The organism is Ignavibacteriales bacterium (assembly GCA_016709765.1).
Lineage (GTDB): Bacteria > Bacteroidota > Ignavibacteria > Ignavibacteriales > Ignavibacteriaceae > IGN3.
In genome coordinates, this window is record JADJMD010000015.1 from 223995 (window position 1) to 238501 (window position 14507).

A 14507-nucleotide genomic window follows, 5' to 3' on the forward strand; every position below is an offset into this window, starting at 1 on the left:
ACTTAATAAATCTTTTTGAGCAGAGCACCTTTAAAGTAATGAATTGTTATTTCATCAAATTGGTAACCTTGTTCTGCCATAACTGCTGCACCTATTTGGCAAAGCCCAACACCATGACCCCAACCGGCACCGTGTAAAATAAATTTTTCAGGAACGCCGCTAACATCTCCAGTTTTTTCAACATAAAAAGCCGAACTGTAAAGATGTGTTTCTGAAAAAGTTCTTCTTATCTCTAGTTCTTTACCTATAGTTAGTGTTTTTTTTGAACCAACTATTTTTAATTTAACAATTCGCGACGAAAACCCACGTTCAATCGGGATAAGATCTTTAATCCTTCCAAAATCAATCCCACTTTTTCTATTTATAAGATCCGAAAGCTGATCTTGAGTAAACTCAACTTTCCATCTATAAAAATCTTTTGTTTCTTGATCATAATCTAAAAGGATTTGATTTAATATTTTAGGATCCGCGGTATTACAAAACGCTGGTGGGTTTGCTTGAATCCATTTTACTGCATTTACTTCTTTTGTAAAATCATCATCTAGTTCATCTGCAATAAATTTGTAATCATAAATAGCAGAAAGTGACGGGTGCTTTACAGGCTCCCAAACATTTTCAAACGATTCTGAAATCCCACCGCAGGATTTAGAAAAGCGTGCATCGAGAATTTTCCCATCCTCCAGCAATACAATTCCTACCGTTTGTTCAACAGCCGCTCTTACAGCATCAGAAGTCATTTTAGTAACACCTTGATAACGCTGACAATGATCATCGGCACAAACATCAAAAAGTTTATGATCTTCCCTATCGTACCATTTAATTATTTCATCTTCTGATTGAAATCCTGATTCATAATTTGCTTTCTTCTTTTTCAGCAATTTTGATTTTTCAATTTGTGCAAGCAGCCAGCTTCTTGATACAACCGCTGTGGCTTTTAACATTTGCATCGAACACTTTGCGCTCATTTCAGACGAGATAACACTCATTAAGTATTTTTCAATAGGTACAATATTTACTACTGTAATTTTTCCGTTGTCTTTAATAAGTTTTAGCGAGTGTGTAAAACGCTGCTTCTCTTTTCTCTCCCAGTGGAACTTAACTCCAATCACAACATCTCTTATAAGAAAAGATTCGTTATCTGGTTCTTGGGGTTCAAAAATAATTTCATCAGTTATATCAATTTTATCTTTATCACTTTTACAAATTATTCTATTATCTACTAGTTCAGCTTCAAATCTTCCGCTAAAGAAATTTTTAAAACCATAAGAACTAAAATCTCCATAAAGTTCAAATTTAATTTTTGTGTCGCTAAGAATTCCAACACTAATTAAGGGTTCGCTGTCATATCCCAACATTATATTGCCCATTGAAATTGTATTTAAATAATAAAAAATGTTTACTGTTAAAATATAAGAATTGTGGAGATATTAGCTTACAACATTGTTTGTTAAATACATGAATTTTTAACTTTATTATTTACTGATTGGCGATTATGAGTTGAAAATCAAATAATTGCAAATGATAAGTTTATTAGGAAGTTACTTTATTTATTTGGGGATTTCGTGGAGAGACAATTTGATGATTAAAAAAACAGCTCAGTCCGTTGCAGCGAACTGAGCTTTGAATAAGTATTTACAGAGGAGACATTTCTCGTTATTTCATTAAGATCATCTTTTTTGTTGAACTGAAATTATCCGTTTTTATTGAATATAAATAGACACCATTACTTAAACTTGATGCATCAAATCTTAGATCATACTTTCCAGCTGATTGTGTTTGATTTACAAGTGTTGATACTTCATTGCCTAGTATATCATATACTTTAATAGTTACAAATGAATTTTGTGGAATACTGTAACTGATTATTGTTGATGGATTGAATGGGTTTGGATAATTTTGTTCTAATGCAAATACAGACGGTGCTGTTAAATCTACATTTAGAATATTCGAATATTCAAACGATCCATCAAAATCCACTTGCTTAAGTCTGTATGAATAACTTCCTACTGGCAACTTAGAATCTGTGAATGAATAGTTCTGTATTTCTGTTGTAGTTCCTTTCCCTCTAACAAAACCGATACTTACAAAACTTTCACCTGATTTTCTTTGTATTTCAAATCCGTTGTTATTTGTTTCTGTAGCAGTTGACCAACTAAGGCTTACATCTGAGCCTTTAACATTAGCTGTAAACGCACTTAATTCAACAGGAACGACTCCTTGATTTAGGGAAATGACCGTTCCATTTGGAAGTGCTGCAAACAAACCAAATGCTGCTCCATTTTGATTGCCCGAAGGGTTAAGGAACCCAGAAGCAAAAACTGCTGCAGCTCCGCCGCTTAATCCCGCCAACGGGGCTATAAAGGAGGCAACCAATGTTGTCCCATCTGCCAGATATAGATCAAGAGTGTAATTACCTGCAGGTACAGAGAAATAAGGAGTTAGATCTCCATAAGCTGCGTCATTAACTAATACAAGGTTACCTGCTTCTCTTGCTTTTACATCAACTGTCGGTGCATCTGTAGATCCGTGTAATACAAATAAATCAACATCAGAACCAACTGCCGTTTCTCTAGCCATTGTTTTTACTAAAAGGGTAAATCCTGTATTTCTTCCATCAGGATTTGGTAAATAACCACCGGTTAACAATCCATTAGCAATTACAACATATTTTTCATCAGCAGAAAGTATTACAGGAAAATTTGCCAATGTATCATTTACAGATGTGCTGTTACCAGGGGCAACACCTATGTTTAATGTAACGCCCGCAGGAAGATCAATAAACGGAGTTGCTGTTCTAAAAGCAAAATCAGGAATTGCTAAAGCATCATTTACATAAACATCCACACTACCAGCCAATACATCTGCCGAGTTGTGAATAACCTGTACTCTTGCACTAGGAGCTGTGGCTGCAGGCAATTGAACAACAGTTCCGTTTGCTAAAGCTGCAAACAAACCAAAGGCTGCTCCATTTTGATTTGATGTTGGATCAAGGAAACCAGAGGCAAATACTGCTGCTGATCCACCACCTAAACCGGTTAGCGGTGCAGTGAATGATGCTACATAGTTAACACCGTTACCAAGATATAAATCTAAAGTTATACTTTGCGCAGGCGCTGTAAGATAAGGGGTTATATCACCATAAGCTGCATCATCAACTATTGTTGCGCTGGATAGTTCGCGAACTTTTACATCAACAGTTGGCGCATCTGTTGATCCGTGCAATACAAATAAATCAACACCCGAGCCCGTTCCAACTTCTTGCGCCATGGGCTTTACAAATAATGTAAAGTCTGTGCTTCTACTATCAGGGTTTGGAGCGTATCCGGAAGTTAAAACTCCATTTGCAAATACTACATATTTTTCACCACTGGCTAAAACAACCGGAAAATTCTTCAATGTATCATTTACTGATGTACTATTACCCGGAGCCACACCAATATTTAATGTAACACCAGCAGGCAAATCAATAAATGGTGTTGCAGAACGAAATTCAAAATCTGGAATTGCCAATGCATCATTAACATAAATATCTACACTGCCGGCTAGAACATCTGCAGAATTATGAATGACTTGTACTCTTGCTGTATTGGATTGTCCTGAAGTAACAATAAAATGATCAACCCAAACATTATCAGAGTTATTTCCTAATGGTCCTCCGTCTACAATGTAATAATTAACAGCGGCATAAATTTGTGATCCTGCAAATGCAGAAAGATCAAAAGCATATCTATTCCAGGCGCCAATCGGGCCACTTACTAAGAAGTATGCTATTTCTGTAAAACTACTTGGATTTTGATCAGTTGTTGAAATTAAAACTTTTAAAGAATCCGGGTATGTTCCACCAATTGAACCAGCATAAAAAATCAAGCTATCACCAGATGCAATTGTTGGAATTTGTGGACTAATTAACCATTCATCTATCAACCCACTGCTGTTTGCATTTGTATAATTACTGAACCAAAAACTTTGTCCAGCTTGTGGAATTACGTTTCCGCCAGTAAAAGTTATTAGTTGTTCAAAAGTGTAGGCTGATCCGCTCCCATCGTTATCTATTACAAGCCAATTAGATGGTTGAATCAAAGTGTTAAATGTTTCTTCCCATTTGATGTTTCCTTCAGCAAAATTGGGCTTTATTGTTGTAGGCTTAAAGTCTGAACTATTGGGAAGCCTTAAGCTTCTTGTGTTTGCATCCTGTGCAAAAATATTGGGCGTAATTGCAAAAATTACAATTACCAGCAAAAAGTTTAGGAATTTGTTCATAATTGTCTCCTTTTAATTATAGTTAATTAGTTGTTTTTAGATAGATCAAGATCTATAATCAAAACGGAGAATAGAAATTTAAAGTTCCCTCGAAAAAAAATTTTGCTTTGGGAACTTATTACACTTAGATGCTGTTTAGATAAGTTATTTTAAAAGCTAAGTTAATAAATAAAATAAAAAGGCACGATTGCTCGTGCCTTAAAAGAATCCATCCTGAATTCTTAATGATTATCAAAATTATTTCATTAAAATCATTTTCTTTGTTGAATTGAAATTATCTGCTTTTATGCTGTAAAAGTATACTCCATTGCTCAAGTTTGATGCATCAAATCTTAGATCATACTTTCCTGCTGATTGTGTTTGATTAACAAGTGTTGCAACTTCATTTCCAATTATGTCATAAACCTTTAGCGTTACAAATGAATTTTGCGGAATGCTGTAACTAATTATTGTTGATGGATTGAATGGGTTTGGATAATTCTGCTCTAAAGCGAATACAGAAGGGGCAGTAACTTCAACTTCAACGATTTCTGAATAAGCAAACTCACCATTGAAATCAATTTGTTTTAATCTATAGTAAAATTTTCCATTGCTTACAGAGTTATCGATATATGAATAACTTTGTGGTTCCGTTGTTGTACCGAATCCAGGAACAAATGCGATATTAGTAAAATTAATTCTATCGGAACTTTTTTGAATTTGAAATCCGGAATTATTTATCTCAGTTGCTGTATTCCAGTTAAGCACCACATTGCCATTAACGTTTGATCCAACAAACGAAGTTAGCTCAACAGGTACTATTGAAAAATCAATTAAATTTACGTACTGTGCACTGATACCGGATACAATATTTCTAACAAGTGCGCCGGTAGTATCATCTATTTCTGCTATAAAAGATCCATTAGTAACGATATAATTTCCACCAGGCAACTGATAACATCCACGCAAACCTGTAACTGCGTTAAACGAGTTTAGCAGTGTTCCAGTTGAGTTGTAAATATACAACGCGGATGGAATTGAAAATCCCGCAACACAAATATTACCATTAGATGATTCAAACATTTGTTGAGGAAATGCTATGCTTGGAATAAAATTATCAATATAATTGCCATTCAAATCATAACGATGTGCTGCATTGCTTGTGCTTGCAGTTACCAAACAATCGTTTGTTCTAAAAAGGATATCGAACGGACTGTTTAATCCCCCGGCACCTATAGCAATAAAATTGCCAAGATAATTTCCGACTGCATCAAACTCTGCTATTCCATTTTGATTTCCACTGCTACCAACCGTTACTACCATATTTCCGTTTGGTCTAAAATTGTGTCCACGGATATTATCAAGAATAGCTGTATTAACGCCCGCAACTGGGGCAAAAAATCCGAGATATGTTCCCGCTGTATCATACTTTTGGACAAGGTCATCAGCTTGATCTGAGAGAGTTAAAAAGCCGTACGGTGATAATCTTATTTGCTTAGGCGATGATAAGTTAGTTGGATCAAGAATAAAAGCATTATCAACCAAATCGCCGGTTATTGCATCAAGAAGTACAACTGCATCCGTTGTCCAATCTGGAATAGCAAGGTAAGATGTTGATACTCCTCTATTTAAAATGCTTGAGTAACCGAGTGAAGGGTTTTGGATAGGTTGATTTGAATAGTGGACTCTTGCTTTGGATATATCATAATCTCTTTGAATCTCTACCCAATATGCAACGCTTCCACTAATAGCATCTTTAACATTGTTAACTACAGCATAAACAACTTTTCCATTTTCAATTCCTCTTGCTTCGATAAAAACCCCATCTGCAGTGTAGATTGTATGAGGCAATCCTAACTTATCCGCAAGTTTTCTTGCATCAAAAACAAGTTGAGAGTTCTCTTCTGCAGAGATAGTAAGTTCTGAATATGTAATTCTACTCTGAACCTGGGCAAAAACCAGAGAAAAAGAAAAAATAACAAATAGAAATGTAAACAGTTTCATTTTGTACCTCTTATTTAATTGTTGAAAATAATTAAAGGACTTTGTTTGAACGCTCAATCTGGTTATAAAAATGACAAAATTATATATATAAATCAATCGATTGAGTTAATTAGTTTTTGGGAGTCACAATTCACTGTGTCTAAAACAACTTATTAAATGATCATTTACCATCCCAGTTGCTTGCATGTGCGCATAGATAATAGTTGAACCAACAAACTTGAATCCTCGTTTTTTCAGATCTTCACTTATCAAATCAGAAAGTTCTGTTCTTGCTGGCAGTTCTTTTATTGATTTGAATTTATTTTTATTGGTTTACAGTTTACAAATCCCCAAATGTATTTATCAAAGGTTCCAAATTCTTTTCTTACTTCTAAAAATGCTTTTGCATTTGTCACTGCTGAATTTATTTTCAACTGATTTCGAATGATTCCAGCATTCTTCATTAAAGAATTAATTTTTCGTTTATCATATTTAGCAACTTTGTTAAAATCAAAATTATCAAATGCTTTTCGAAAGTTTTGTCTTTTATAAAGAATTGTTCTCCAGCTTAATCCAGCTTGAAAACCCTCCAGTAATAAAAATCCAAAAAGCTTTTTATCGTTGTGGATTGGTAATCCCCATTCTTTATCGTGATATTTAATATATAAGTCATCTTGGGCTGGCCAGGGACAGCGAGTCATATTTTTCATTTACAAATCCTCAGTTTGATTCTTGTACCTAGTATAAATTAAATAATTATTTAATAAACAACTAAAAATAATTTAACAACTATTTGTGCATGATCAAACATATTTCAATTTTTGAAGTGTCGCTATAAAACAATCAAAATAGGAGCAATTTTATGAAAAAGATATTTTTTGTTCTTCCATTAGTTTTACTTATTGTTGGTTTTACTGCTGAACGTATTATTAATGACAAGTTAAAAGCTTACTTCAGCAATTTAAAACTGATGAAGATGCGGCTAAATCCAATGTTTTTTATGCTATATCTGGTCCATCATTTTATATCCCCAATGTAAAAGTGATAAAAGATCTTGCCTTTGGTGACAGAATATCTTTAATTCAATCTATTGGAATAAATGTAAAAGAATATACTGCTTCAAAAGATTTTATTGCAAAGTATAATCAATTAAGAGAAGACAGAAAACCAACTCCGCCAGAGGCTCCAAAATATTCGGCTCAATTAAAACAGGAGCAGAAAGAAAGCTTAAAGAATAGCATTGCTGAAATGGAAAAATCAAAATCACAAGCAGCTAAAGATCAACAAAGTATGTTTGATGAAATATTAAAAACCCTAAAACAACAATTAACTGATATGGATGATCCTAACAAATCAATGTATACCCCAGAGATGGACGAGTACATAAAGCAAAGTTATCAGATGCAGGTTGATGATTATAATAACAAAGTAGCTGAATGGAAAAACGAGTATCCTGAAAATAATCCAAAACCAATGATAAAAAATTGGTTAAAAATGTTTTTAGAAAAATCTGCGGATATAAACTTTGATGCAAAAACTGTAAAAGGAAAGGATGGATTGTATAAATTTGTTGATCAACAATATGAATACAAAGACAGCCAATGGAAACTTTATTATAGAGCTGGCAAAGAATCTGTTGCTGCTGCAAAACATTTGCGCAAAACTGGTTAAGTGAATTAAAATAAATCTCTTAAAATTTAGTTGCATAAGTTATCAATTACTATGTTTTTCTTTATTAACCAATAACATAGTTTTAATTTTACAATAACAATCGAAATGTAAGTATGAAATATTTAGGGTTTATTACAATAGTAATTTTGGTTTTGGCCGGGTGTTCAAAAGATGATAGCTCAAATCCTGTTACCTCGGATAAAAATGCCACAGGTTTTGTAAGAGGAGATTTAAAATGGTTCTAACTGGTACGCAAATAAGATTATCACAAGTAAAAGCGGAAACACCCGGACTGTTAAAGCTACATTAGATTTTACAAATGACCCTGTATACACAACTTCAACTCTTGAGTTTAAGATAAGCGTTAGTCAATCCGGAATTTTTGGAATTGGAGAAGACGAGCCAGGATTTCAATATGTCATCAAGGCATATTATAAGCTGATTTCCCGCAGCGGAACTAATGACGAGAACTACAAAGCATACTACGATAACATTAGTTTTTTAACTATCAATAGAATTACAGATAAAGATCTTGATGCTATTTTTACATTTACTGCGCGCACTGATGATTCATTAAAAACAGTTGTATTCACCAATGGATCTATACAGATAAACTACTAAACTAAGTTTGTAAAATTCTTAAGACGTATATCACAAACCGAGTAATATTGCTTGATCGGGTTATATTTTGTACAAATATGTGATTTCTACCAAAACATAAATCAAATTCTTACCCCATATTTAACGCACATTTATTTTATACTTTCTAGGAATCTCAAAATGCAAACCATACTAGGTTCATCCGGTATAATAGGTACAGAGCTTGCCAAAGCTTTAACTAAATATACGGACAAGATCAGACTTGTAAGCCGCAAGCCCAAACGTGTAAATCCAACAGATCAACTATTTGTTGCTGATCTTACAAATGCACAACAAGTTTTATCCGCTGTTGATGGTTCTCAAGTTGTCTATCTAACCGTTGGACTTCAATACAAAATCAGCGTTTGGCAAAAACAATGGCCAGTAATTATGCAAAATGTTATTGATGCTTGTAAAACACACAAAGCTAAACTTGTTTTCTTTGATAATGTTTATGCTTATGGTTTGGTAAATGGATGGATGAGAGAAGATACACGTATCAATCCAACTAGTAAAAAGGAGAAGTGAGAGCGCAAATTGCACAAATGATTATGAGGGAAGTAGAAGGTGGAAACCTGGATGCGATTATAGCAAGAGCAGCAGATTTTTATGGTCCGAACACTCCACTAAGTTTTGCCACCGTAACTGTATTTGATAATTTTAAGAAGGGAAAAAAAGCGCAATGGTTTATTGATGCGAATAAAAAACATTCGATGACTTACACTCCCGATGCAGGAAAAGCAACAGCACTTTTAGGAAATACGAATTCAGCCTACAATCAAATCTGGCATTTACCAACCGATAAAAATGTTTTAACAGGTAAGGAATTTATTGAGATTGCAGCAAAAGCATTTAGTGCTAAACCAAATTACACGGTTTTGAAAATGTGGATGATAAAAATGGTTGGATTGTTCATTCCTATTGTAAAAGAAAGTATTGAAATGCTATATCAAAACGAGTACGATTATTTATTTGACAGCACTAAGTTTGAAAAAGCATTTAATTTTGTCCCAATAAGTTATAAAGATGGTATTGCAGAAACTGTAAAATCAATGAAATAAATTAAAATAATTTACCCCAGCCAGCTTTTGGTTTTCCCAGCCAAACCCAAGCAATAAAATCTGTTATTGGTGGTTCGCCACCAAGTTCTCGTAAGCGAGTATTAATTTGGGCGCGATGATATGTGCTGTGAGAAGCTACTTGAAGTATTGTTTCTTCAAGTGTTGCAGGTACAACTTTCTTTCCAATTCTTCTTTCCATAAAAACAGACCATGGAATTTGAACTAATTTGTCTTTATCAAATTCATTTTGCAATGAGAAAAAATCGTTTAGCTTTTGTTGATATTCAAATCCCCATTTTGCAATTGACTTAAGATCAGCAAACTCTTCAGGTTTGGGAATTTCCCTTGGTGATTCATTCCACAAAAACAAAAAGGCATATTGTACTTGATGGATATGATATAGAAGCTTTTTAATTCTTTCATCTTTGTCAGATTCTGAAAATGATAAAACTTTTTTCCAGACCTCTGCATCTGCCCACTTCATATGGTTAAATAAGGTTTCTATTGCGCCCGATTTCATATTAATTCTTTCAGCAGTTTTTATTAAAAATTATATTATCTAGTTCCACCATATCATCCAGCCGAATAATTTTTCCATCAATGGTTTTAAGAAACTCAATTTTATCCTTTGAAAATAAATCCGCAATTACACATTCAATTATCTCGTTTTCATTATTATCATTTGTATAAGAAAGCTTAATGACTTGTTTTCTTAAAGCCCGGAGTTCCAGTTCATCATAAAGTTCACACGCAATAGGTTTATACTCTTTGCTCATATTTATTTCTTCATGTACTTCCAATTACGTGATTTTCCTTCAGCCATCCACTCAATCGCGGTTTCAATTCTGCGGTTCTTTGTGTCCTCAGTTTTTGCGTCAGTAATCCATTCAGCATACTCTCTTTTGTGTGATGGACTAAAATCTTCGAAAGTTTTAACTGCTTTTTTGTTTTTCTTTAATTGTTTTAGAAAATAACCTGGAATATCAATTTCTTTTTTTGAAGTTGGAGATTTTTTATAGAAAAGTTTGATTCCTTTTTCATTTAACATCATTGCTTCTTTAATGTGTGCACTAACTTTTTTATCCGCTGGAAGATCTTTTAATGACGTAATCTTTCCATAATGTCCCATCGCAGATTTAGATTTAGCAGTTGCAACAAAATTTTTATCTTTAATTAATGAGGCTTTCCAAAAACTAAAAGCACAATGCTTTTTAAACGAAGCCATACTGCACATCATCCCCTTGTAATCAAAATGAGGAAAACCCCACTTTATTTTTTCTTCAACATCCGGGCAACCAGTATGCACCAATTTTCTAAAATGAATTAAAAGAGGTCTTGCAAACTCTGCTGCTTTTGAAATATATAAATCAACCTTAGGCTCCTTATATCCCATAAATATTCTTTCTATTTATCCCACTTTTGAAGTTCTATCATATTACCTTCCGGATCTTTTACATAACACCATGTTACTTTTTTTCCCATCTGATCTTTTTAATGAAATTGTTTTCCCTACTTTATTTCCGCCGTTTTCAATAACCATTTTATAAGCAATATTAACATTATTTACTTCAAATGCGAGATGAGTTAATCCTGGAGTATTTACTTTTCGGTTTTGTTTTTTAAGTACTGGAGAATATGAAAATATTTCTAAAGTCGGTCCGTTTGTTTTATAACCTGGCAATCGAAGATGAACGCCACGTAATAACACGTTTTTAATGTTAACAGCAGAATCTAAATCTTTTCCATTATACTTTCTAATTGGTGGAACGATTGAACATCCAAATACTTTGATATAAAAATCTGCAAGTCGTTTCCAATTTTTTGCAACAATGTTTGTGTGGACGTATTTGATTTTTTAATGACATTAATATTCTCCATTCCGAATTAGTATTAAGCCAAAATTAAATAACAATAAACTTATCAGAAAATTACTATTTCCCATCTAGTTGTTTTAAGATTTATAATTCTTCTATTACCAAATTCCGAAAATAGTTTACTATTCGTCTTCGGGAAGGGCTTTAAATTCTTGTTTCTTGTCTGCAAACCATTTATTCATAGCATCAGGATCTTTCATTAATTCCATCATTTCATTCATCTTTTTAATATGTGCCTCATCACCCTTCTGAAACATATCCAGACCATGCTTTTACTCAATTCAGCTATTTCCTCAAAACTGTCAGTTTTAAATCTTTTATTACAAGCCCCAGCAAGTTGATTACAAGTCATCGTTTTCATTTTTTATGCTTCCTATAAATATTTGTATAGAATTCTTTATGAAAAAAAATCCCCTCACATTTGGAGGGGATTTGAAAATTATTTTTTAACATATCCAAGATCTGGTCGTGGGTAACCATATTTATTTTCAATTGAAATAATGTACTGAGACATTTTGCCCCAAAGAGTACCGGCTTCCGCTTCCATTACTGCATTTTCTTCTTTTTGAGTTATGTAAAAATCTGCACCATCTTTATAACTTTCTGTTAATGCAATCATGTTATTATCTAATCCCAACTCGATAAGCCAAATTGTGTACCCTGAATTAATCTTTTTGTCCTCGTATAGTTTCTTCCATTCTGTTAGGATATCCATTACTTCTTTTCTGTTTTCCATTTTGTAGGTGAAGAACATCCAATGAATAAAATTTGATTCCTCCTGTTTTAGTCTTGGAGTTTTAGCATGTAGGAATATTTAGCTGATCTTGTGGCAATAAAATCTTTACTACTTTCTATGGTGGAATTATTTTCTACCATAAACTTATTCCATTTTTCTTTTCCAACCTTTTCTATTGCAGAACTAAATATCCCTTGCATTTTATCTATTTCTGCATAATTAGCAATAGGAATTAAATAATAATAATGACCATCATCTCTTTGTGATACCTGAATATATGGCAAGTCAAGTCCGGCTCCATTCATTAGTTCAACCCATTCTTTGGAAGTTGATTCATATTTATCCCACTTGTCAACTTTAACGGTTTCTTCGTGCACCATAAACAATTGATCGTTCATTTCTTGTGAGAATGAAAGTGTTGAAAGTAAAGACATCCCACAAATTAAAAAGATAGAGAACATAGAAAGTTTACGCATAAGGGCCTCCTTATAATGATTAATTATTATTTGTTATGACACTAAATCGGAAAAGTGTTTTATGTTGAGGAAAACTATAGAATCCACTGATTAGTTGCAACAAGATAATTATTTATCCATAGCAGTAGTTGGTTTCGTTCAGCAGTTTGGTTTTGTAGATACACCAATCACCGATTTATAATTGACCCGATTATTACTGAACAATTTAACTCTCATCTTATCTAAACAAACAAATCACATCTTTATAATTTTTAAGGGAAAATATCTTGAAAAAGAATCAATCACACTTCGAATAATTTTAATAGCAGCGGTAATAATAATATTGCTTGTTCCACTCTTTATGATTCAATCATTAATAACTGAAAGACAATATTATAGGGATGAAGCTGTGCGAGAAGTAAGCAAAAGTTGGGCTGAAGCACAAACTGTGGGTGGACCAATTTTAACTCTAATTGACAAAAGTGAAAATTTGTGCAGCTAAAAATAAATGAATCCACATTATCTCTTTTTCCAGGATTAAAAAATATAGACATTTATCAAAATGGATTATTTGCAGATGTTCAGCTAAATGAAAATACAAACAAGTTTGATTTTAATTTAGAATTAAATTTAAACGGTATTGATGATCTTTCATTTTTGCCTGTTGGTAAATCTACAATGGTAAAAGTAAAATCATCGTGGAATAATCCAAGTTTTAGCGGGACGTTTTTGCCTTTTTCAAGGACAGTCAATAAAGATGGATTCAGTGCGGACTGGAAAGTAAATCATTTTAACAGAAGTTTTCCACAAAACTGGGAGGACAATGCTGAAAATATTTTTCAAAGTACGTTTGGAATAAAATTTCTAATACCAGTTGATGAGTATCAACAAACTATGCGTACATCAAAATATGGTTTAATGATAATTGTACTAACCTTTCTTAGCCTTTTTATGATAGAACTTTTTGGGGAAATCACAATACATCCAATTCAATATCTTTTAGTCGGTTTGGCATTAGTTATTTTTTATTCGTTACTGCTTTCAATTTCAGAATATCTCTCTTTTGATTTTTCATATTTGATATCTTCTTTACTTGTCATCTCATTAATTAGCTTTTATGTAAAGAACATCTATAAAAGCTTTAAGGTTGGTGGATTAATTTTTACCGCATTAATAGTTTTCTACGGATTTATGTACACAATACTTTTATTACAAGATTACTCTTTATTGATTGGAAACATCGCTTTGTTCTTAATACTTGCGATAGTAATGATGCTAACACGTAAATTAAATTGGTTTGAGGTTCTAAAGTCTAAAACAACTTAGAATATAAAAAGGAGGTAGATTATCAGCCTTCAGCAACAATATATGTTGCGCTGAAGGCTGATTTTAATAATTAATTTCTTCCAAAAAGTTCTGTAAGATTTAATGTTGGGGACCGTGTTTTACTTGCAAGCGTTACATAAGTTAAAGCAAGCTCTTCTTTGCCCGCTCCAAGAACTGTACTTACCAGACCCAGCGCTTCTCCGAGTTTTCCGGTTCAATATTTTTGTAACACGAGTCCATATTTCTTCTTCAAGTGCGTTAAATGCTGTGTGTACTTCGTGCAAACCAAAGCCGGCATTAAATCTTTCCGTAGCAATTTGTGATGCATACTCTTTCATCGGAAGAAGTTTTTCTCAACAACACATTGCTGAGTAAGGGTTAAAAGATTAAGTAATCTTTTTTTGTTATCCGTGGGTGATGATTTATCATAAGATTTTAAATGTGCGCAGTTTAATAATTGTGTTGCGCTTTCTAAAATTTCTGCACTTTGCGTACTTAATAATTCTTTTAAATCCATTTTAAA

General features: G+C 33.1%; 15 protein-coding genes and 3 pseudogenes. 5 read left to right on the forward strand and 13 right to left on the reverse strand.

Going from position 1 to position 14507, the window contains the following annotated elements; all coding sequences use genetic code 11:
• Window positions 1–2 precede the first annotated feature (2 nt).
• The 4 genes and pseudogenes from IPJ23_18270 to IPJ23_18285 all read right to left on the reverse strand — a co-directional run bounded on the left by IPJ23_18270 (window position 3) and on the right by IPJ23_18285 (window position 6923).
• Window positions 3–1355: a SpoIID/LytB domain-containing protein gene (locus IPJ23_18270; GenBank protein ID MBK7632601.1), complete on the reverse strand. Its 1353-nt coding sequence runs from the start codon at window positions 1353–1355 to the stop codon at window positions 3–5.
• A gap of 298 nt (window positions 1356–1653) precedes the next feature.
• Entirely contained in the window at window positions 1654–4260 is a 2607-nt protein-coding gene (locus IPJ23_18275; protein MBK7632602.1) for a DUF4397 domain-containing protein, read from the reverse strand.
• A 237-nt stretch (window positions 4261–4497) separates the two neighbouring features.
• Window positions 4498–5322, reverse strand: a complete 825-nt coding sequence (locus IPJ23_18280; protein ID MBK7632603.1) for a T9SS type A sorting domain-containing protein — start codon at window positions 5320–5322, stop codon at window positions 4498–4500.
• A gap of 1044 nt (window positions 5323–6366) precedes the next feature.
• Window positions 6367–6923: pseudogene (locus tag IPJ23_18285) on the reverse strand (DNA-3-methyladenine glycosylase I).
• Between the two features lie 161 nt (window positions 6924–7084).
• On the opposite strand from IPJ23_18285, the gene IPJ23_18290 reads away from it, so the two are divergent.
• The 3 genes and pseudogenes from IPJ23_18290 to IPJ23_18300 all read left to right on the forward strand — a co-directional run bounded on the left by IPJ23_18290 (window position 7085) and on the right by IPJ23_18300 (window position 9593).
• A complete protein-coding gene (locus tag IPJ23_18290; protein MBK7632604.1) occupies window positions 7085–7261 on the forward strand; it encodes a hypothetical protein in 177 nt (58 codons plus the stop codon).
• Between the two features lie 2 nt (window positions 7262–7263).
• On the forward strand, window positions 7264–7893 hold the full coding sequence (locus IPJ23_18295) for a hypothetical protein (protein ID MBK7632605.1): 630 nt from the start codon (window positions 7264–7266) through the stop codon (window positions 7891–7893).
• 780 nt (window positions 7894–8673) lie between these two features.
• Window positions 8674–9593 (forward strand): annotated as a pseudogene (locus IPJ23_18300) (NAD-dependent epimerase/dehydratase family protein).
• 1 nt (window position 9594) lies between these two features.
• Here IPJ23_18300 and IPJ23_18305 read toward each other — a convergent pair.
• The 7 genes and pseudogenes from IPJ23_18305 to IPJ23_18335 all read right to left on the reverse strand — a co-directional run bounded on the left by IPJ23_18305 (window position 9595) and on the right by IPJ23_18335 (window position 12679).
• Window positions 9595–10113 (reverse strand): hypothetical protein, encoded by a 519-nt coding sequence (locus IPJ23_18305; GenBank protein MBK7632606.1) that lies wholly within the window; start codon window positions 10111–10113, stop codon window positions 9595–9597.
• Between the two features lie 10 nt (window positions 10114–10123).
• Complete coding sequence (locus IPJ23_18310) at window positions 10124–10369, reverse strand: hypothetical protein (protein ID MBK7632607.1); 246 nt, start codon at window positions 10367–10369, stop codon at window positions 10124–10126.
• A gap of 2 nt (window positions 10370–10371) precedes the next feature.
• The gene (locus tag IPJ23_18315) at window positions 10372–10986 is read right to left on the reverse strand and encodes a YdeI/OmpD-associated family protein (protein MBK7632608.1); all 615 of its coding nucleotides are present in this window, start codon (window positions 10984–10986) and stop codon (window positions 10372–10374) included.
• Window positions 10987–11028: 42 nt separating this feature from the next.
• Window positions 11029–11301 (reverse strand): hypothetical protein, encoded by a 273-nt coding sequence (locus tag IPJ23_18320; GenBank protein MBK7632609.1) that lies wholly within the window; start codon window positions 11299–11301, stop codon window positions 11029–11031.
• Between the two features lie 288 nt (window positions 11302–11589).
• Window positions 11590–11828, reverse strand: a pseudogene (locus IPJ23_18325) (DUF1059 domain-containing protein).
• Window positions 11829–11906: 78 nt separating this feature from the next.
• On the reverse strand, window positions 11907–12203 hold the full coding sequence (locus IPJ23_18330; GenBank protein ID MBK7632610.1) for a hypothetical protein: 297 nt from the start codon (window positions 12201–12203) through the stop codon (window positions 11907–11909).
• Window positions 12204–12250: 47 nt separating this feature from the next.
• Entirely contained in the window at window positions 12251–12679 is a 429-nt protein-coding gene (locus IPJ23_18335; protein MBK7632611.1) for a hypothetical protein, read from the reverse strand.
• A 181-nt stretch (window positions 12680–12860) separates the two neighbouring features.
• On the opposite strand from IPJ23_18335, the gene IPJ23_18340 reads away from it, so the two are divergent.
• The gene (locus tag IPJ23_18340) at window positions 12861–13160 is read left to right on the forward strand and encodes an inner membrane CreD family protein (protein MBK7632612.1); all 300 of its coding nucleotides are present in this window, start codon (window positions 12861–12863) and stop codon (window positions 13158–13160) included.
• Entirely contained in the window at window positions 13151–13984 is an 834-nt protein-coding gene (locus tag IPJ23_18345; GenBank protein ID MBK7632613.1) for a cell envelope integrity protein CreD, read from the forward strand. The genes IPJ23_18340 and IPJ23_18345 overlap by 10 nt, the downstream gene beginning before the upstream one ends.
• A gap of 119 nt (window positions 13985–14103) precedes the next feature.
• On the opposite strand, the gene IPJ23_18350 is transcribed toward IPJ23_18345, so the two are convergent.
• Together IPJ23_18350 and IPJ23_18355 are read right to left on the reverse strand one after the other, a co-directional pair.
• The gene (locus tag IPJ23_18350) at window positions 14104–14322 is read right to left on the reverse strand and encodes a hypothetical protein (GenBank protein MBK7632614.1); all 219 of its coding nucleotides are present in this window, start codon (window positions 14320–14322) and stop codon (window positions 14104–14106) included.
• On the reverse strand, window positions 14319–14501 hold the full coding sequence (locus IPJ23_18355) for a hypothetical protein (protein ID MBK7632615.1): 183 nt from the start codon (window positions 14499–14501) through the stop codon (window positions 14319–14321). The genes IPJ23_18350 and IPJ23_18355 overlap by 4 nt, the downstream gene beginning before the upstream one ends.
• Window positions 14502–14507 lie beyond the last annotated feature (6 nt).

Bases quoted from the DNA above. Each gene is read 5' to 3' on its own strand.
- IPJ23_18270 (MBK7632601.1), bottom strand. From the start codon at position 1,355: ATGTTGGGATATGACAGCGAACCCTTAATTAGTGTTGGAATTCTTAGC.
- IPJ23_18275 (MBK7632602.1), bottom strand. From the start codon at position 4,260: ATGAACAAATTCCTAAACTTTTTGCTGGTAATTGTAATTTTTGCAATT.
- IPJ23_18280 (MBK7632603.1), bottom strand. From the start codon at position 5,322: ATGTTTGAATCATCTAATGGTAATATTTGTGTTGCGGGATTTTCAATT.
- IPJ23_18290 (MBK7632604.1), top strand. From the start codon at position 7,085: ATGAAAAAGATATTTTTTGTTCTTCCATTAGTTTTACTTATTGTTGGT.
- IPJ23_18305 (MBK7632606.1), bottom strand. From the start codon at position 10,113: ATGAAATCGGGCGCAATAGAAACCTTATTTAACCATATGAAGTGGGCA.
- IPJ23_18310 (MBK7632607.1), bottom strand. From the start codon at position 10,369: ATGAGCAAAGAGTATAAACCTATTGCGTGTGAACTTTATGATGAACTG.
- IPJ23_18315 (MBK7632608.1), bottom strand. From the start codon at position 10,986: ATGGGATATAAGGAGCCTAAGGTTGATTTATATATTTCAAAAGCAGCA.
- IPJ23_18330 (MBK7632610.1), bottom strand. From the start codon at position 12,203: ATGGAAAACAGAAAAGAAGTAATGGATATCCTAACAGAATGGAAGAAA.
- IPJ23_18335 (MBK7632611.1), bottom strand. From the start codon at position 12,679: ATGCGTAAACTTTCTATGTTCTCTATCTTTTTAATTTGTGGGATGTCT.
- IPJ23_18350 (MBK7632614.1), bottom strand. From the start codon at position 14,322: ATGAAAGAGTATGCATCACAAATTGCTACGGAAAGATTTAATGCCGGC.
- IPJ23_18355 (MBK7632615.1), bottom strand. From the start codon at position 14,501: ATGGATTTAAAAGAATTATTAAGTACGCAAAGTGCAGAAATTTTAGAA.